This window comes from Acinetobacter soli, from assembly GCF_000760595.1.
Classification (GTDB): domain Bacteria; phylum Pseudomonadota; class Gammaproteobacteria; order Pseudomonadales; family Moraxellaceae; genus Acinetobacter; species Acinetobacter soli.
Map to the genome: position 1 here is coordinate 69102 of NZ_BBNM01000002.1, position 19302 is coordinate 88403.

Annotated in this window: 19 protein-coding genes; 5 read left to right on the plus strand and 14 right to left on the minus strand. The window is 45.9% G+C overall.

Translation table 11 applies throughout. The features are described 5' to 3' along the window. Positions 1-2: 2 nt before the first annotated feature. Positions 3-587, minus strand: a complete 585-nt coding sequence (locus Aso01_RS02765) for an LOG family protein (protein ID WP_025095676.1) — start codon at positions 585-587, stop codon at positions 3-5. A gap of 157 nt (positions 588-744) precedes the next feature. Between Aso01_RS02765 and Aso01_RS02770 the strand changes: the two genes are divergently transcribed. After that, complete coding sequence (locus Aso01_RS02770; RefSeq protein WP_004934494.1) at positions 745-1758, plus strand: CorA family divalent cation transporter; 1014 nt, start codon at positions 745-747, stop codon at positions 1756-1758. Positions 1759-1803: 45 nt separating this feature from the next. On the opposite strand, the gene Aso01_RS02775 is transcribed toward Aso01_RS02770, so the two are convergent. From Aso01_RS02775 to dxs, 8 genes are all read right to left on the minus strand, one after another. Further along, entirely contained in the window at positions 1804-2091 is a 288-nt protein-coding gene (locus tag Aso01_RS02775) for an STAS domain-containing protein (protein WP_004934491.1), read from the minus strand. A gap of 12 nt (positions 2092-2103) precedes the next feature. Continuing rightward, complete coding sequence (locus Aso01_RS02780) at positions 2104-2736, minus strand: MlaC/ttg2D family ABC transporter substrate-binding protein (RefSeq protein ID WP_004934488.1); 633 nt, start codon at positions 2734-2736, stop codon at positions 2104-2106. Positions 2737-2754: 18 nt separating this feature from the next. Further along, the gene (gene mlaD, locus Aso01_RS02785; RefSeq protein WP_004934486.1) at positions 2755-3423 is read right to left on the minus strand and encodes an outer membrane lipid asymmetry maintenance protein MlaD; all 669 of its coding nucleotides are present in this window, start codon (positions 3421-3423) and stop codon (positions 2755-2757) included. Further along, complete coding sequence (mlaE, locus tag Aso01_RS02790; RefSeq protein ID WP_004934483.1) at positions 3423-4199, minus strand: lipid asymmetry maintenance ABC transporter permease subunit MlaE; 777 nt, start codon at positions 4197-4199, stop codon at positions 3423-3425. Before mlaE ends, mlaD begins: the two co-directional genes overlap by 1 nt. After that, positions 4196-5014, minus strand: a complete 819-nt coding sequence (locus Aso01_RS02795; RefSeq protein WP_004934480.1) for an ABC transporter ATP-binding protein — start codon at positions 5012-5014, stop codon at positions 4196-4198. The genes mlaE and Aso01_RS02795 overlap by 4 nt, the downstream gene beginning before the upstream one ends. Before the next feature lie 376 nt (positions 5015-5390). Next, complete coding sequence (locus Aso01_RS02800) at positions 5391-7301, minus strand: DEAD/DEAH box helicase (protein ID WP_042065140.1); 1911 nt, start codon at positions 7299-7301, stop codon at positions 5391-5393. Between the two features lie 419 nt (positions 7302-7720). Beyond that, the gene (locus Aso01_RS02805; protein WP_004934467.1) at positions 7721-8551 is read right to left on the minus strand and encodes an inositol monophosphatase family protein; all 831 of its coding nucleotides are present in this window, start codon (positions 8549-8551) and stop codon (positions 7721-7723) included. A gap of 118 nt (positions 8552-8669) precedes the next feature. Further along, positions 8670-10583, minus strand: coding sequence for a 1-deoxy-D-xylulose-5-phosphate synthase (dxs, locus tag Aso01_RS02810; RefSeq protein WP_004934464.1), 1914 nt, complete (start codon positions 10581-10583; stop codon positions 8670-8672). Positions 10584-10883: 300 nt separating this feature from the next. Between dxs and ribA the strand changes: the two genes are divergently transcribed. The 3 genes from ribA to Aso01_RS02825 all read left to right on the plus strand — a co-directional run bounded on the left by ribA (position 10884) and on the right by Aso01_RS02825 (position 12957). Next, the gene (ribA, locus tag Aso01_RS02815; protein WP_004934462.1) at positions 10884-11486 is read left to right on the plus strand and encodes a GTP cyclohydrolase II; all 603 of its coding nucleotides are present in this window, start codon (positions 10884-10886) and stop codon (positions 11484-11486) included. 115 nt (positions 11487-11601) lie between these two features. Continuing rightward, positions 11602-12540, plus strand: coding sequence for an oxygen-dependent coproporphyrinogen oxidase (hemF, locus tag Aso01_RS02820; RefSeq protein WP_004934458.1), 939 nt, complete (start codon positions 11602-11604; stop codon positions 12538-12540). A gap of 210 nt (positions 12541-12750) precedes the next feature. Beyond that, complete coding sequence (locus Aso01_RS02825) at positions 12751-12957, plus strand: hypothetical protein (protein WP_004934454.1); 207 nt, start codon at positions 12751-12753, stop codon at positions 12955-12957. 24 nt (positions 12958-12981) lie between these two features. Here Aso01_RS02825 and Aso01_RS02830 read toward each other — a convergent pair whose 3' ends face one another. The 5 genes from Aso01_RS02830 to Aso01_RS02850 form a co-directional block, all read right to left on the minus strand. Continuing rightward, positions 12982-13626 (minus strand): MBL fold metallo-hydrolase, encoded by a 645-nt coding sequence (locus Aso01_RS02830; protein WP_004934450.1) that lies wholly within the window; start codon positions 13624-13626, stop codon positions 12982-12984. A 14-nt stretch (positions 13627-13640) separates the two neighbouring features. Then, a complete protein-coding gene (gene hemH / locus Aso01_RS02835; protein WP_004934448.1) occupies positions 13641-14663 on the minus strand; it encodes a ferrochelatase in 1023 nt (340 codons plus the stop codon). A 58-nt stretch (positions 14664-14721) separates the two neighbouring features. Beyond that, positions 14722-15759, minus strand: coding sequence for a DUF4062 domain-containing protein (locus tag Aso01_RS02840; RefSeq protein ID WP_004934447.1), 1038 nt, complete (start codon positions 15757-15759; stop codon positions 14722-14724). A 78-nt stretch (positions 15760-15837) separates the two neighbouring features. Beyond that, entirely contained in the window at positions 15838-16728 is an 891-nt protein-coding gene (gene murI, locus Aso01_RS02845; RefSeq protein ID WP_004934445.1) for a glutamate racemase, read from the minus strand. A gap of 46 nt (positions 16729-16774) precedes the next feature. Further along, positions 16775-17386 (minus strand): DUF1285 domain-containing protein, encoded by a 612-nt coding sequence (locus tag Aso01_RS02850; protein WP_004934440.1) that lies wholly within the window; start codon positions 17384-17386, stop codon positions 16775-16777. Between the two features lie 185 nt (positions 17387-17571). On the opposite strand from Aso01_RS02850, the gene Aso01_RS02855 reads away from it, so the two are divergent. Beyond that, positions 17572-19284 (plus strand): electron transfer flavoprotein-ubiquinone oxidoreductase, encoded by a 1713-nt coding sequence (locus tag Aso01_RS02855; RefSeq protein ID WP_004934437.1) that lies wholly within the window; start codon positions 17572-17574, stop codon positions 19282-19284. Positions 19285-19302 lie beyond the last annotated feature (18 nt).

Below are 19302 nucleotides of genomic sequence, written 5' to 3' on the forward strand. Positions count from 1 at the left end.
GCTCACGGATGAACCTTGGCATGTTCGCCCCATTTTGGCATGGCGGGTTGATAGTGTTCAAACTGTTCTAAAATACTCTGAATATCATCTGATGCAATCAGCTTCTCGACAAAACGTGATTGAGTGAATCCGTTGTCGACGGTGCCCTGAATCATGTTTAAAAGTGCATCGTAAAAGCCACGTACATTTAAAAAGGCACATGGTTTTTGATGAATACCCAGCTGTGCCCATGTCCATTGCTCAAAAATTTCTTCGAGTGTACCTGCGCCACCCGGTAAAGCGATAAAACCATCCGAAAGCTCGGCCATTTTGGTTTTACGCTCATGCATATTTTTTACCACATGTAGTTCGGTTAAATGCGGATGTGCCAACTCACGATCGACCAATGCAGTTGGAATCACGCCAATTACGCGCCCGCCAGCCTGCAATGCCGAGTCTGCAACAACACCCATAAGTCCCGAACGACCACCACCATACACCAGCGTTTTGCCTTGCTGGGCAATTAGTTGCCCAGTCGCTTGCGCCGCTTGAATAAACACAGGATCAGTACCAACAGCAGAACCACAAAAAATACAAACTGAATTCATAGATTTTTTACCATGTTGTGAAGTTGTCATGCTTACAAAGTAAGCTTTAGAAAGATTTTTTTCAAAATTAACGCAACAACGAGTGTTTTTGACCTAATCCTTGTCTAAAATACACGCATTCATTTACCCCCGTACTGCGCAAGGGAGAAAAGACATTATGCTTGAAGCCTTTTATGCCACAGAGCGCGGTAGTCTGGAAGATGCCACCATCAATGGTGGATTCGATCTGCATCCAGAATTGGTCTGGATTGACCTCATTGCACCCTCTCAAGAAGAACAACAATGGGTACTCGATGCATATGATCGCAATTTACCTACACTGAAATCTCTCGAAGACATTTCTTCATCTGCTCGATTCTACCGCGATGACGATGGAATTTTGCATATCAGTACTTATTTTTTAACGAAAAATAAAAACTATCAAGTTGACGGTGATACAGAAGACAGCAGCAATATTTTGGCGATGGTACAAACTGTCGCATTTATTTTGCATAAAGACCGTCTGTTTACTTTGCGTGGTGAAAAACTGGTGGCGTTTCGGGCCTTTCGTGCCCGTGCGCGGCGTAATGACTATGATATGGATTATAAAGATCCGACATGGATCTTACTGGGTTTGCTCGAAGCCAAACTAGACGAGCTTGCGGATATCTTGGAAGATATCCACAAGGACCTCGAAAAATACTCCACAGAAGTTCTGAATAATCATCATCGCGAACAGATGCTGGATCTCGACGACATGATTACCCGTCTGGCTCAACAAGAAGACGTGTTGGGAAAAGCCCAGCTGTGTCTGATTGATTTACGCCGTGTATTAACCTTTTTAGCACGTCCGCGCGCGCTGGGCAGTCATATTTATGATGCCGATATTCGCGAGCTCAGCGAAGATGTTCGCTCGCTGGTCGAACACGATGCCTTCTTGTTTCAAAAGGTGCGTTTCTTACTCGACACCACGTCTGGTTTCATTAACACCGAACAGAACGATACGATTCGTCGCTTCTCGATCTTGCCAAGTATGCTAGCGCCACCGATGCTGGTAGCGAGTATCTACGGCATGAATACACAAGAACTGCCCTTTGCACATGGCGCCATGAGCTTTTTAGTGGTTGCCATGATCATTATGGTGTCATTTGTTGGACCAATGATTTATTTCCGCTGGAAAAAATGGATTTAAAAAAAGCACTGCCATGGCAGTGCTTTTTTTATTTTTGAAACTGACTCAGATCAGTATCAAATCATCTTGCAGATGCGAGGCTTGAATGATCTTGAGCATTTTTGCAGGTACATCTTGAAAATGCAGCCCCTGTGCCTGAGGTGTCGAGCGAAGCCACTGAATTAGCACCGCCAAGGCCAAGGTATTGCCATTTTTCAACTGATTCAGATTCACCACCAAAGGAAAAGTCGAGTGCTGGGCAATCAGTTGATGCCCTTGCTCACACATGGCCTGTGCATTGTCAAAGTCGATTTGCCCAGAAACGACCAACTGCTGATCTAGAAACTGAATCACGTTAAACCTGCATTATTTCTTTTTGACTGCGGCATCCGCATCTGGCTGGAAGTTCGCAATGGCTTTATCAAGATCACCACCGTTACGCTTCACGGTTGCAGCAAACTGGTTACGGAACTGCAAGCCTAGATCGATACCAGATACATTGATGTTACGAATTTTCCATTGTGACCCTTTGTCTGCCAACTGGAACGACACTGGAATTTTTTCACCGTTGTTATTGAAGTCTAGCGTCACAACAGGATTTTTACTTCCGGTTTCTTTGTATGGACGCATGGTGTAAGACTGGTTGCTGTACTTCGCAAAAGCCGTACCGTAATTTTCAATCAGTGTTTCACGGAAGTTATTTTCAAACTGCGCACGCTGAGCCGCATTACTGTATTGATTGGTTGCATAAGTGCCCATAACAATACGGGTAAAGGCTTGTGAGTCAATGTACGGATCAAGGTTTTGACGAACGATCGCTTTGACCGCCGCTGGATTGTTTTGCAATTTAGCATGATCGGTTTTCAAACGTGTAATCAGGCCATCTGCAACACGTTTAATAAACGCTGGCGGTGCTTCAGCGGGTGCAGCAAAAGCTGTTCCCATCAACATTGAAGATAAAACACTTGCGGTGAGCGTTTGCTTAAATAATGTATTCATGTGCATGCTTCCTAATAATTACTCGGTAAATGACGGCTGTGCTTCAGAAGAAGCTGGCTCGGCCGTATTGCCCGTAGAGTTTGTTGATGATTTACCGGCACCACCCGTAATAAATTTGCTAATTAGATCTTCAAGATCCATTGTACCTTGGGTATTTGAAATTGCTTCACCACGCTTGAGGTAGTTCAGACCACCACCCGGCACGATCTTGAGATACTTCTCACCCAATAACCCATTTGTCGATACCATAATGTAAGCATCTTCATCGATACTGGTGATGGATTTCATGTTATTAATTAGTTGCTGTTCCATCGTTTTTTGTTGTGCTGGAGCAGCAGCTTGATAGTCTGCGCTGTAACGCAGTTCCTCAAGTGCATTTTTCTCAACCGTTTTAAGTTGCTGTGCATTAAATGTGGTGAGTTTGCCATCTAAATCAAATGAAACAGTAGCTAAGCGGGTCACTGGGTCAAGCGTAATAGACTCAACCCGCCCAATGGTCACGCCGCTCATGGTGACTTTGGCACGCGGCTTTAAACCGTTGACATTGTCAAACTGCGCGGTCATTTTATACGGATCGCTAAGATTGGTCCCAGCAAGGCCACTCACTTTCATGGCTAAAAAGAACAATGCCACACCGAAAATAATCACAAATATTCCGACGGCCAGCTCACTTGTACGTGATTTCATTAAATACCTCCGAACATGACCGCAGTCAAAACAAAATCTGAACCCAGTACACACAATGACGAATACACCACCGTTCGCGTCATTGAGGTAGCAATCCCCTCAGGCGTTGGATCGCATGCATAGCCTTGATACACTGCAATCCAAGTACATACCAGAGCAAATACGATACTTTTAATAATCCCATTGACGACATCGTGACCAAACTGGACATTGCTTTGCATACCACTCCAGAAAGAACCTTCGTCGACGCCCAGAAAATCGACCCCCACCATTTTGCCGCCTAAAATTCCGATGGCAGCAAAAATCACGGTAAGCATCGGCAAGCTCACAATTCCAGCCCAAAGACGTGGCGAGACAATTTGCTTAAGTGGATCGACACCGATCATTTCCATACTGGCCAATTGCTCGCTCTGTTTCATCGAGCCAATTTCCGCGGTCAGTGCAGAACCTGCTCGACCGGCAAAAAGTAATGCAGCTACAACAGGTGCCAGTTCACGCAGCAAGGTCAAAGACACCATAGTGCCCAGCATTGCTTCACTGCCTACATTTACTAAAATTGAGTAGCCTTGTAAGCCGATAACCAAGCCAATAAACAAGCCCGAGACGGTAATGATCAACAATGACATAACCCCAACGCGGTACATCTGGTAAATAAACCGAGAAAAACCGCCTGAAGATGGCATGGAAAATAAAATCTGCAATAGCATCAGGGCCGCAACACCAATCCCTCGAACGCGCTCTATCACAAGCCGGCCCAGCCAAGCGATCGCATTCATGGCGATACCTCTTTATCTAAATAAGCGCGCTGACTAAATTGATATTCGACAGGCCCTTCAGCTGATCCTGTCAGGAACTGTCTCACATAGGCCGAAGCATTCGATTGCAATGCTTCGGGTGTGCCTTCACCCTGAATCTTGCCTTCTGCAACCACGTAAATATAGTCTGCAATCGATAAAGTTTCAGGTACATCATGCGAAACAATAATGGTGGTCAGATCAAGTGCTTCACGCAAAGATCGGATTAAGCGGGTTAACACACCTTTGACAATCGGATCTTGGCCTGCAAAAGGCTCATCATACATAATCAGATCTGGATCGAGCGCAATTGCACGTGCCAGCGCAACGCGTCGATTCATCCCGCCAGAAAGCTCGGTTGGCATCAAGTGCTCTGCTCCACGCAGGCCAACCGACTCCAGCTTTAGCCCCACGAGTTCGGCAATCAGATGCTCAGGCAGTTTGGTGTGCGCTCGAATAGGGAACGCAACATTTTCATAGACGGACATATCGGTAAATAAAGCACCGCTTTGGAATAACATTCCCATTCGGGCGCGCGCCGCAAAGAGTTCGTGACGTGTCATGCTGGCAATATTTTTACCGTCTAGTAAAACTTGTCCTTGATCTGGACTCAGCTGCCCACCAATCAGACGCAACAAAGTCGTCTTACCTGTTCCTGACGGCCCCATAATCGCTGTAATCTGACCACGACGAATAGACAAACTAATGTTGTCATAAATGATACGATCGCCGCGATTGAAACTTAGATTTTGGACGTCAATTAAAGCGTCAGAAAAGGATGACGTTAAATTATTCATAGCAGAGTAGATTCCTGCATTTTTTTAAGCTTGCATAATATAGCACTGAAACTGCTGAGGATTGTTATTATTTTGACAATGCAGCGTTTCATTCATCCGGGTGATGTTGCTGAAAAAGCACCGACAAAACGCGTATTAATCTTGGTAAAAATAATAAGAGAAATAGAAAATATTACATAACATCAAGACAAAACTTAAGCACGGCAACCACCAAGCGCGTGTCATAAGCGCCTTAATGAAGCCTGAGCTATGGTGATGTTTTTGATTACGCATTTATATAAAATTTCTTGATATGATTCTCAATATTGATCATTTTACACAGTTTTATCACAATAAAAAAGCTGGCCGAAGCCAGCTTTTTATTTACTTTTGTGAATTAACGGTCGTTTTTGCGACGACGATCACCTGATTCACGATTGAAAAATTCTTCTTTCGTACCACGATTTGGACGGTCTTCGCCACCAAAGCTACGTTTTGGACGATCTTCACCACCGAAGCTACGCTTTGGGCGGTCATCACCAAAAGAGCGCTGTGGACGATCACCAAAACCACCTTCACGACGTGCAGGACGGTCGCCAAAGTCACGCTTAGGACGATCACCAAAACCGCCTTCACGACGTGGCTTGTAATCTACGCGATTGCCACGGTTGTCATCGTTTGAATCGAAACGCGGTTTATCGTTGAAGCCACCTTCACGGCGTGGACGATCTGAGTTAAATTCGCGACGCGGACGATCTTCACCACCAAAGCTACGCTTTGGACGGTCATCAAAACCACCTTCACGGCGTGGACGATCTGAGTTAAATTCGCGACGTGGACGATCTTCACCACCGAAGCTACGCTTTGGACGGTCGTCAAAACCGCCTTCACGGCGTGGACGATCTGAGTTAAATTCGCGACGCGGACGGTCTTCACCACCAAACGGACGCTCACCACGTGGGCTATCATCGAAGCTACGACGTGGGCGATCATCACGACCACTTTCGCGACGTTTGAAGTTACCTTCACCCTCAAAACGACGACCGCCGCCACCAAAGCTACGACCACCGCCATCACGACCGCCACGGCCATTACCGCCGCGACCACGACCACCACCATCACGGCCTGAACGTGCAGGCGGTGGAGATGGCTCAAGACCTTCAATTTCAGAAACGCTTAAACGCGCATCTAGGTAGTCTTCAAGCGCACGAATCTTGCCACGCTCGCGGTAAGTTGCAAGTGTAATAGCTTGACCAGTACGACCTGCACGGCCAGTACGGCCAATACGGTGAACGTAATCTTCATGCTTCATTGGTAAGCCGAAGTTGATCACGTGTGAAATAGTTGGTACATCTAGACCACGTGCTGCTACGTCAGTTGCAACCAAGATTTTTGCTTTACCTTCACGGATGCTGCGCAAACGACGGTTACGTACGGTTTGTGGCATTGCACCGTGCAAAGCAACAACTGAATGACCCGCTTCAGCAAGTTCTTCAGCTAACATGTCAGTGTCTTCTTGCGTGCTTGCAAACACAACAGCCTGATCCATTTTTTCATCACTTAACCAATGGGTAAGCAATTTTTTCTTGTGCTCAAAACCATCTGTCCAGTGAAGTGTTTGGGTAATATCAGTGTTGGTTGAATGACCCGTTTCAATGGCAATACGCTGTGGATCTTGCATCATGCATTCAGCAAGACGAATAATACGATCTGCAAATGTTGCAGAGAACATTAAAGTCTGCTTACGGTTAGCAGCCAATTCGCTAATCGCTTCTAGGTCTTCAGAGAAACCAAGATCAAGCATACGGTCAGCTTCATCAACAATTAACGCATCAACTTTATCAAGTTTAAGTTGACGACGGTTAACCAAGTCAAGCAAACGACCTGGCGTTGCAACAACTACTTGAGCGCCTTTAAGTTGCTGAATTTGCTTAGCAAAAGGCATACCGCCCATGATTGCAGCAATACGTACGCCTTTCATGTGACGAACAAATGCAATCGCATCTTGACTGACTTGCTGTGCAAGTTCACGCGTTGGTGAAATGACAAGAATATTCGGTTGAGTTACGGCGCGCATACGTTCTTTAAATGGAAGGAACGTATCTTGACCCGCAAGTGCATGAAGTGTTGGCAACAAAAATGCTGCAGTTTTACCAGAACCAGTTTGGCTAGAAACTAAAAGATCTTTACCTTCTAAAGCAGCAGGAATTGCTTGTTCTTGAACAGGAGTCGGGCTAGTAAAACCAAGATCCTGTAGTGCATTTTGTAGAGATTCGTGTAGAGAGAAATCGGCAAAAGTTTTGCTCATAGAGAGTTTCACCCTAATGGGTGCTCCATTTTAATAAATACAAATATGGACATCGACAAAAGGCGGCACGGCATCTTAGGCTGAATAATATGAAATTCAGCAGCAATCCGAATAACGACGATGTAGACTATACGCACGCATGATTACGGCCGGAACCTGAAGAATCGCTGAGCGATTTGGGCGCAATGAATGGTCCTCTCTATGGACAGCGTGCGCATACAATGAATAGAACAGAATGTTCAGGTAATGAACGGAAATTTAAGTGCGTTGCGAGATTATAGCAGAAACTTTTTAAAAGTCACCTTATTTCTCAGTTTTTTCATAATATGTTCTTTTTTGAGGCCTTTAAATGGTCCATCTGGTAAAAAAACACTCTCTTGATGAGGGTGTTTTTTTAAGTAAACTCAACCACATGGCGATTATTTCGCCATTTCACCCCATGCAGGCACCACGGTTTGCATCAGTGGTTTAAGCATTTTCATTGAGGTCGCAAGCACTTGACCATTTTCAAACGAATCATGTCCACCGCGTGCATCCACCATAACGCCGCCAGCTTCTTTTACAATCAGCTCACCTGCAGCGATATCCCACGGTTTTAGGCCTACTTCAAAGAAACCATCAAAACGGCCCGCAGCCACATAGGCCAAATCGAGTGCAGCAGAACCTGCACGGCGGATGTGAGCACCTGCTTTAGTGACTGCAAGCAATGATGCAAAATGTTGCTCGGCATAAGAAACGATTTCACCATTACGTTTAGCACGGTATGGGTGGCCTACAGCCAAGAACGTATTTTCTAAATTTTCACGAACATTTACGCGGATACGGCGCTGGTTCATGACCGCACCACGACCACGACTTGCAGAGAACATTTCGTCGCGTACAGGATCGTAGATCACACCGTGCTGGGTCACACCTTTGTGCTGAACTGCAATTGAAATACAAAAATGAGGGAAACCATTGATAAAGTTTTGTGTGCCATCCAGCGGGTCGATCACCCAGCACCAGTCTGCATCGTGGCCTTTGCCTTCTTGCAGACCAAACTCTTCGCCCAAGAAGCTATGGTTTTTGTAACTTTTACGAAGGGTATCGATCGTGAGTTGCTCGAGATAACGGTCAACGCGCGTTACCGGACCTTCAATGCCTTTCTCTTCAACTTGTAGGTCGAGCTTGTGACGATTCTGATGTGCTTTTAAAAGCTCTTGACCAACTAATTGAGCCGCTCGCGCAGCCATAACCACCATAGGTTCCATTGAACACCCACTACAAATTTGAAGATTTTGACAAAGAATAATGCATAAAAGCGCGGCAATTCTATCAAATTGCCGCGCCTTTTGGTAAATAAATTCGAGTTTTTTTAGCGGAATGTGTTTAAACCGCTTGTACAATCCTTAACCAAGCCTTTTCAATTGCGTTTTGGACCCCCTCAGCATCCAATCCACAATTTTTTAGCATCTGGGCATGTGTAGCCTGATGAATGAAAGTATCTGGTAATCCCAAATTCAAAACAGGCTTCAAGATTTGCGCCTGAGCCAAGTACTCATTGACTGCACTGCCTGCACCAGCCATGACCGCATGCTCTTCAACCGTTACAAATAAATGCGTGCGTTCAGCCAGATCGCGAATGGTTTGCTCATCAAGCGGTTTGACAAAACGCATATTGACCACAGATACGCCTACATCATATTTTTGCGTCAATTGTTGTGCTGCCTCGACTGCAACAGCAACGCGGCTTCCAAATGCTAAAATCGTGATTTGCTCATCGTGAGTCGTACTCGACTCAAAGACCACCTCAGCCTTACCGATTTCCAGTTTGCTCAAATTTGACTGAATCTCAACGCCTAAGCCTGCACCACGCGGATAGCGTACCGCAGCCGGGCCTGGATACTCATAAGCGGTATGCAGCATTTGGCGGCACTCGTTTTCATCTTTAGGCGCCATGATGATCAGATTTGGCACTGTACGCATGTAAGCATAATCGTATGCACCTGCATGTGTCGGACCATCTTCACCGACAAGTCCCGCACGATCAATACCAAACGTCACATCCAGATTTTGTAACGCCACATCATGAACCAGCTGATCATAACCACGCTGTAAGAAAGTCGAATAAATTGCCACAACAGGTTTAAGCCCTTCACAGGCCATGCCAGCAGCCAACGTGACCGCATGCTGCTCGGCAATCGCCACATCAAAAAAACGCTCTGGATACTGCTGAGCAAATTTGACCATACCCGAACCTTCACACATCGCTGGCGTAATTGCCATTAAGCGTGAGTCTTGCGCCGCTTCATCACATAACCACTGTCCGAATACATCAGAATATTTAGGCGGTGATTTCTTGGCTGGCGCAGTGGTCACAGGCGCGACTTTACTAATCGCATGATAAGTAATCGGATCGGCTTCGGCCGGGATAAAACCTTTGCCTTTTTTGGTATATACGTGAATTAAACGTGGCCCTTTGCGTTTTTTGAGGGCATTGAACACATCAACAAGCTGATTGACATCATGGCCATCAAAGGGACCAAAATAATCAAAGCCAATCGCTTTAAATAAGTTATCAGCTGCATCGGTAGCCGACTGATGCAGGCGTGAATTATAGGTCCACTGCGGATGCGGCTGGACATAAGCCTGCCCCTCTGCATCGATATTGACCAAATGACCTTTTTCCCAAATGGCAGCCAAGTGTTTGGCAAAACCACCGGTACTACATGAAATCGACATGTCGTTATCGTTGAGGACGACAATCAGATCTGCGTTGTGAGCGACGGCATCATTCATGGCTTCAAATGCCATACCTGCAGTCATGGCACCGTCGCCTACAATACTGACCACCTCACACGGATTTTTTTGGTAGCGGCGTGCCAGTGACATGCCCAAACCTGCGGAAATTGCAGTAGACGAATGCCCGACACCAAAGGTATCAAATACCGATTCTTCGCGTGCAGGAAAAGCCGCAAGACCATTTTGAGCACGAATAGTCGTCAGTTGTTCACGACGACCTGTAAGTGCTTTGTGCGGATAGGCCTGATGTCCTACATCCCAAATGAGACGGTCATTTGGTGTATTAAAACAATAGTGTAGAGCAACCGTTAATTCGATCACGCCCAAATTGGCACCAAAGTGGCCGCCACTTTGACCTGCCGCATACAAGATAAACTGACGCAACTCATCAGCCACCTGTATCAGTTGGCTAGGTTCGAGCTGACGTAATTGTTGCGGATGATTAATTTCATCTAACAATGGCGTAACAGGACGGTGAGTTGGAATTTCGGTATACAACATATGTGGCAAAGCCTTTTTAAGCCTGGCAAATCCTAAGCTGGGTAAATGGGAATTCGATACGCATATCGAATTAAATCACCTTCAATCAGCCACATTTCTAACGATGCAGTATTGAGCACAACTAACATGTGCTTAGGGTGGCGTAGATTATCCTGAATAATCTCACAATTTATCAACCATTATTGTCCGCTTTCTAAAAAAAAGAAAAGGTTCTGAATAATTTCGACATGACAATTCTACCAATCTCTAAGCATTACGCTATACTTTAGCCGATTTCATTGACCTAAAGATGAGTAATTTGTGGCTATTGAGTTTGTCGCGACCTCTAAACTACCGACCCAATTTGGTGACTTCAATATTTCAGTCTTTCAAGATCCTGTAACGGGCGAAGAGCACGTTGCATTGTCTAAAGGCTTAGAGTCACCACCGACGGCGCCAGTGCTGGTGCGTATTCACTCAGAATGCCTCACTGGCGATGCATTTGCATCGCTCAAATGTGATTGTGGTCCACAGCTGCAAGCTACACAGAAACTGATCAATCAAGCAGGTCAGGGTGTGATTTTGTATTTACGTCAGGAAGGCCGTGGCATTGGATTGACCAATAAAATCCGTGCCTATGCACTGCAAGATCAGGGACACGATACCGTAGATGCCAATTTACTGTTGAATCTACCTGCCGATGCACGCCGCTACGACATGTGTACCATCATGCTGGATCATTTACAGATCAAGCAGGTCAAGCTGATTACCAACAACCCACTCAAACTGAATGCGCTAACCGATCTTGGCATTGATGTTACCGAACGTGTTGCTCTCACAGTGGGCAAAAATCCGTTTAACGAGCAATACCTTAAAACCAAAAAAGAGCGCATGTCTCACCTCTATCAAAAAGATGACTTCTAAGCGATAGATCATTGAAATTGACGCTTGAGTCATTTTTGGCTCAAAATCCCTTACTTTTTTTAAGGTTTTATGTTTTGATGATCAGACGCGTTTAAGTTTTTATTTGAGGCACAGCATGCAACATCCAACTTCAGACGATATTCAACGGGTCCGTGAGTTTCTTCTCGATCTTCAAGCACGTATTTGTAGCCGCCTTGAACAGCAAGAACAGCTTGGGGGAGGAAGTGCGACGTTTGTCATTGATGATTGGGAACGTCCAGAAGGTGGCGGTGGCCGATCTCGGGTGTTGCAAAATGGTGACGTGATTGAAAAAGGTGGTGTGATGTTTTCACACATCAACATCTCTCAACTCCCCGCCTCTGCTACGGCACGCCATCCTCAAATTGCCGGTGCCAAAGCGCAGGCGCTTGGCGTATCACTGGTCATCCATCCTAAAAATCCGAATATTCCGACTTCACATGCCAATGTACGCTTGTTTGTGGCTCAGCCTGAAGGACATGATCCGATCTGGTGGTTTGGTGGCGGATTCGATTTAACCCCGTTTTATCCAAATGATCAGGATGTCCAACACTGGCATCAAACAGCATTTGATTTGTGCCAACCTTTTGGTGATGGTGTATATGCCGAGCATAAGCAATGGTGTGATGACTATTTTTATTTAAAGCATCGTGATGAACAGCGTGGTGTAGGTGGTTTATTTTTTGATGATTTGAATGCTTGGGATTTCGATACCTGTTTTACTTATATGCAGGCCGTAGGTAACGGTTATCTGGATGCGATCTTGCCAATTTTTGAGCGCAATCGTGATAAGCCCTACACACCAGCGCAACGTGATTTTCAGCTTTATCGTCGCGGACGCTATGTCGAATACAATTTAGTCTATGACCGCGGCACCTTATTCGGCTTACAAACGGGGGGCCGAATTGAATCGATTTTGGTGAGTTTACCCAACCTCGCTGCATGGACCTATCGTCCTGAATGGGATCAAGATTCTGCCGAGAAAAAGCTCACCGATTACTACCTCAAACCACAAGATTGGTTAGGTCTGCTGTAATATCTCCTTGCAAATGAGACTGTTTCTTATCGAGACAGTCTCTTGTCTATTTTGAATTATCGTTTATGCTCTAACATGGAAATCCCTGATGCAGGCACTTAGGGGTTGCAAACCAAGAAAGATGCTTACAGTGTAAATCGATCCTGCATGTCATGCTTATTTCATCAAGGTTTGTTTTACTTATTCAATTCTTATGAAAAGGCTATCTCCATGTCCCATCTCTTTGAACATAATCGCGCATTGTTATTTTGGATGACCGTTGCAATCTTGATTGTTTCGTCTGTTATTACGCTCGGATTTGATAACGTCTATTCGGATGGTATCTCGATTCCAATTAACGTCTTTGCCAGTGTCGGACTATTTTTGATGATGATGACCCATGTGATCGAAGAGCTTGAGTCGATTTGTAATCCCTAAGCTCTTCAATCAACGCATTGTGACTTAACCCGCTTTGCCCGCGACAAACGGATTAAACTGTTTTTCATGACCAATGGTGCTGATCGGGCCGTGGCCTGAAATAAACTGGGTTTGATCCGGCAAGCTAAAACATTCACGCTGGATAGACGCGAGTAACTGGGCATGATCACCGCGCGGGAAATCTGTGCGCCCAATTGAGCCTTTAAACAACACATCACCTGTCCAGAGCAAATTATAGTCTGCACTATAAAACATGACATGACCTGGCGTATGCCCAGGTGCATAGCGCACTTCAAACTCGGTTTCACCGAGGGTCAGTACTTCTCCGCCCTCAAGCCATTGATCCACCCGAACTGGCTGTGGAATGGGAAAGCCATAACGCGCCGAGACTTCTTGAATCATATCGAGCCAAAAGGCATCTTCTTTGTGCGGGCCAATCACAGGCACTTGCCACAGCTGGGCAAGCTCTCCAACCGCACCTGCATGATCCAGATGCCCATGCGTGAGCCATAAGGCTTTTACTGTTAAACCCAATTCTTCAACGGTCTGTTTTAACTTTTGAGCCTCACCGCCCGCATCAATCAGCACAGCCTCTTTACTTTCACTGTCCCACAAAATTGAGCAGTTCTGCGCAAAGGCCGTAACCGGCACGATTTTCACTTGTAACATAGTGTTCTCTTCACTCAATGCTCACGATATGCAAGCGTGTAATCTAGGGCATCCAGATTCACTTTAAGCAGTTGTGTTAGCAACTCAAGATGTTCAGCATTGGTGTTTAATGCTGGAATATACTCGTAACGCTGACCACCAGATTCCAAAAATAGTTCAGCATTTTCTACTTCAAGTTCCTCTAAAGTTTCCAAACAGTCCGCAGAAAACGCCGGGCTTAAAATTTGAACACTTTCTACGCCACTTTTGCCCCACTCTTCAAGCAAGGCGTCGGTATACGGTTTGACCCATTCCTGCTTTCCAAAACGAGACTGGAAGCTGATGGCCCATTCATCGTCGTGTAATCCCAAATGTGCAGCGACCAGTCGAGCCGTTTCACGGCAACGCTCTGGATACGGATCACCTTTGTCGGCATAAGGCTGTGGAATACCATGAAACGACATCAAGAGTTTTTGTGCCTTGCCATGAGTTGCCTGAAAACGTGAAATACTGTTGGCCAGTGCTTCGATATATAAAGGATGACGATAGTAATCTTTCAGAATTGTCAGGCCTGGCAAATGGCGCTGTTTCGGAATCCAGCGCGCAAAGGCATCATATAGCGGCGCAGTTGAAGTGGCCGAATATTGCGGAAATAATGGCAATACAATCACATGCTCTTGTGGCATTTGCGACAAGTTTTTGAGCACCGCTTGAATGCCCGGATTGCCATATGACATGGCCGGAATAATATTCAGGTCAAAATGAGGATACTGCGTATCGAGCTGCTGCTTAATACTCGCAACCTGTGCATACAGAATTTCCCGCATGGGTGAATCCTGATTCCAGATACTGGCATACGCCTCTGCAACGCGCTTGGGACGAAACGGCAATACAAAACAATTCAGAATAATCTGCCAAATCACTTTTGGAATTTCGATTACCCGCTGATCCGATAGGAACTGTCGCAAAAATTCACGCACAGCCGGTGCTGTCGCAGCATCGGGTGTGCCCAGATTGGCCAAAATCACTGTAACTTTTGGTTTAGGTATGCTTGGCATACTTTGTCCTGTATCAATACCCTATGACTGAGCTTAATGTATCAGGTTTTCAGGTTATTTATAAATTGGAATATGAATCAGTTTTTGATTGAAAATTTCGATTTTGATGTTGAAAGTAGCGATCAACCATATGCTGCCCTACTGCGGTCAGTCGCCACTGCATTCGTTGCTGTTCATCACGTTGAACCGGAACAATCCATTCGTTTTGTCGCATTTGCAGTTTGATGTGATACAAGCCATGCACCAGAATTTGTGCCCGTCCGACCGCATAGACCTGAGGCAGCGTTTTTTGTATGTCGCTTAAGGCGGTATCATTGAGGTAATCATTGAGGCACTTGGCAAAATATTCTTCGGGGATTGGGCTTTGAAACACCTTGGAGAGCTCATACAGCAGGCGCCCCCATGGCTCGGTGCGTTGCAAGGTTAGCTCGTGAATATGGCCATCTTCATAGGCCTGAATACGGTATTCAAACCGATACACGTCGTCGATGGACACATCACAAATGGCCACCATATCCTCTTCGCACTGACGCAGTGTACGTTGTAATTGCAGAAGCTTGCTGCGCAGATGATCAATTTCATCTTGCAGAGTTTGCATATTTTGCGGACGAATCCAGCCCAGTACCGGAAAGCACTCCAGCATATGCAGCATGTTACTGCGCAAGGTATGCTCCAATTCACGTAAGTTTTGATAATAAAATACCTGATCGACTTCTTGCTGTAGCTGCTTACGAAATTCGATAAATTTTGCACGAGCAGGTGCCGATGCATCATGTAATTCTTCTGCACGCGCATCGGGATCGGCATGCATAAACACCACCATAGGCTTTTGCTTGGTGATGGCGTAGATATACTCCAGATGCATATAACTAATGCCCGAAACCGAGCAGTCGCCGTATTGGCTACCCAAAAGCAAAATCACATAATCACAATCATCAATTTGCCGACGGGCAATTGCGGTGCTTACGGGTGAGCGCTGTTCGACACACCACGATGAAAAACCCATTCCAATCAAGGTTTGTGCAATCACACGGCGCTCAGGCGACATTTCTGCACCTGAGGTTGCGACAAACACTTGATAGCGCCGATCGAGCATGCGGCAGTCCTCTTTCAGCTACTGATGGATTGCAAGGAAATAAAGATCAATCTTATATTTATCATGAATCGAATCTTTTTATTTGGTCTTTTGCGCAGTATAAACCTGAATCGAGTTTAGCTGCCACGTAAGATGCGATGGAATTAAGTGCTCAACCACCTGACGGGTCTGTTCAAGTTGCTGACCTGTGACAAAGCACGCGATCCGCAATCCCGAGGCATGTTCATGTTCAGCAATCAGTTGATGTTTAATCAGAATTTGGGCCGTTTGTCGTGCCACCGCAACACCTGAATCAATCAGAATGAGCTGGCTGCCAAATAACTGCTCAATCGCATCTTTTAAAAATGGATAATGGGTACATCCCAACACCAGATGATCTGCCCCCTGATCAATCACGGGTTGCAATATCTGACGCAATAACGTCAAACAGGCGTGGCTCATTTCCTGCCCCGCTTCAATCAGTGGCACCAGCTCCAGACATGTCAATGGTATCACGCGCACCCCCGCAGGCTGTGCAAAGTGATCGATTACATCCTTGATGAGCTGTCCACGAAAGGTGGCCGGCGTTGCCAAGACCGCAACCACCTTCGATTTACTTTGGAGCACCGCAGGTTTTAACGCAGGTACCAGCCCCACAATCGGAAACGATTCGCCATAATGAGCGCGCAAACTGTCTAGGCTAAAAGCGGATGCAGTATTGCAGGCCACCACAGCCATTTTACAGCCCTGACGGTATAACCATTCAATACCACGGGCCGTCAACTGACGAATATCGTGATCGGGCCGTGGTCCGTAAGGCACATGCGCTGTATCGGCCAAATATACGATCTGCTCATTGGGCAAATGACGGGCAATTTCCTGCGCAATCGACAAGCCACCTACACCCGAATCAAACACCCCGATGGGTGCATCGGCAGACGCCGCAGGCATCGGGTCAAGTTCAAGAGAAACAGGAAAGATGGCAGTCATTTCAGCACTTCAAAGACAAGATGGAACTGAGCATCAAGCTTAAACCTCAACTGTCTAAATGCAAGAGCAAATCACCACTTTTTAGTGTTAAAACCACTTTTCCATCTGGTGTTTCATCGAGCTGGCCCAGTTCTACCAGATGATAAAATACCTGTCGTTGAATTAAGGCATTGAGTCCAAAACGTACATGTACATAGGGGCGCCGTTCGCCAGCGTATTCCTGCATAAAAATCGGATGTGCATCATCGACCAGCACCACATCCTGATTGGTCGTGGTCAATTGCAAATACGCCTGCCCGTCAATCTGAACCTGCTCGACCCGATTGACCAATAAAGGCGCATCTTCAACCTCGATTTCGATTTGCTCGACCGGGGTTTTCAGATAAAATTTGCCCGCCTCTTGCCACAGTACACTTGAGAACAGATCCAGCATGCTTTGTCGTTTCATCAATTGACCTTCGTGCCACCATTCTCCATTGGCTTTAATGATCAAATCCATTTTACCGCAATGCTTTGGGTGCCACTGGTCGAGAGGTGGTATTGACCTTTTGTGACTTTGCTGTACATCTTTTACGTATTGTGCAATGTTGATTAAGTTTTTATCATCATCTGAGGGTGATTTTTCACTCTCCTGAGATGAATTATTTTGATTTACCATAGTTTATGCCTTGCTGACGAGAAAATATAACGACTCAGCCAATTGGCTAGATGACGGTTTAAATCTATACTAGCCCAGACTATTAAAGACACGATCCGTGGCTTGTGTCTAGAGATTCAGAACACTCATGGCAGCACCGAATATCAAATTACGGTTGCCACCCTTAGCAATATGAGGAGTCCTACATGGAACACATCGAACGAGAAGCGATGGAGTTTGACGTAGTGATCGTTGGTGCAGGACCTGCAGGTCTGTCTGCTGCGATTAAAATTCGCCAACTCGCGATTGAAAATAATTTATCCGATCTATCCGTCTGCGTCGTCGAGAAAGGTTCCGAAGTAGGCGCTCACATCCTGTCTGGGGCGGTACTTGAGCCACGCGCGATGAATGAGCTTTTTCCGAACTGGAAAGAAGAAGGTGCGCCGCTAAATGTACCGGTTACCGAAGATAAAACCTATTTCTTGATGTCGGATGAAAAGTCTCAGGAAGCACCACACTGGATGGTGCCTAAAACCATGCATAACGATGGCAATTATGTCATTTCACTTGGCAATGTGGTGCGCTGGTTGGGTCAAAAGGCAGAAGAACTGGAAGTGTCTATTTTCCCAGGTTTTGCTGCAGCAGAAGTGCTTTATCATGCTGATGGGACCGTTAAAGGTATTCAGACCGGCGACATGGGCATTGGTAAAGATGGTGAACCAACGCATAACTTTGCGCCAGGTTATGAACTGCATGCCAAATATACCTTGTTTGCCGAAGGATGCCGTGGTCATTTAGGTAAACGCCTGATCAACAAGTTTAATCTCGACAAAGATGCCGATCCACAGCATTACGGTATCGGAATTAAAGAGCTTTGGGAAATCGATCCGGCGAAACACAAACCGGGCTTGGTGATGCACGGTTCTGGCTGGCCATTGAGTGAAACAGGCTCATCGGGCGGCTGGTGGCTTTATCATGCTGAAAATAACCAAGTGACCTTGGGCATGATCGTGGATTTATCTTATGAGAATCCGCACATGTTTCCGTTTATGGAAATGCAGCGCTGGAAAACCCATCCCCTCATCAAGCAATATCTTGAAGGTGGCAAACGTATTTCGTATGGCGCGCGCGCTGTGGTGAAAGGTGGTTTGAACTCATTGCCGAAACTGACCTTCCCTGGCGGTTGCTTAATTGGTGATGACGCAGGTTTCTTAAACTTTGCCAAGATCAAAGGCTCTCACACTGCCATGAAATCTGGCATGCTGTGCGGCGAAGCGGTATTTGAAGCGATTGCACGTGGTGTCGAAAAAGGCGGTGACTTGGCTGTTGCCCGTGTCGTGGAAGGTGATGATCTGTTCGACAAAGAACTAACTGCCTACACGCACAAATTTGACAACAGCTGGCTCAAAGAAGAATTACACCGCACCCGTAACTTTGGTCCAGCGATGCACAAGTTTGGCCTCTGGATGGGTGGTGCATTTAACTTTGTTGACCAAAATATCTTTCAAGTGCCATTTACCTTGCATGATCTGCAACCGGATTATAGTGCTTTAAAAACTCAAGACAAAGTCAGTGTTAAGCCGACGTATCCAAAACCTGATGGCAAGATTACTTTTGATCGTTTGTCTTCTGTGTTTGTTTCAAATACCTTGCATGAAGAAAATCAGCCATCGCATTTGAAATTGACCGATGCCAGCATTCCTGTTGCAGTGAATCTGCCTAAATGGGATGAACCGGCACAGCGTTACTGCCCTGCGGGTGTATATGAAATTGTGGCTGAAGATGGTGCTGCGCCGCGCTTCCAGATCAACGCTGCAAACTGTGTACACTGTAAAACCTGCGATATTAAAGATCCTTCGCAAAATATCACTTGGGTGACACCAGAAGGTGGTGGTGGTCCAAACTATCCAAATATGTAAATATTTGGATCGTTCTTG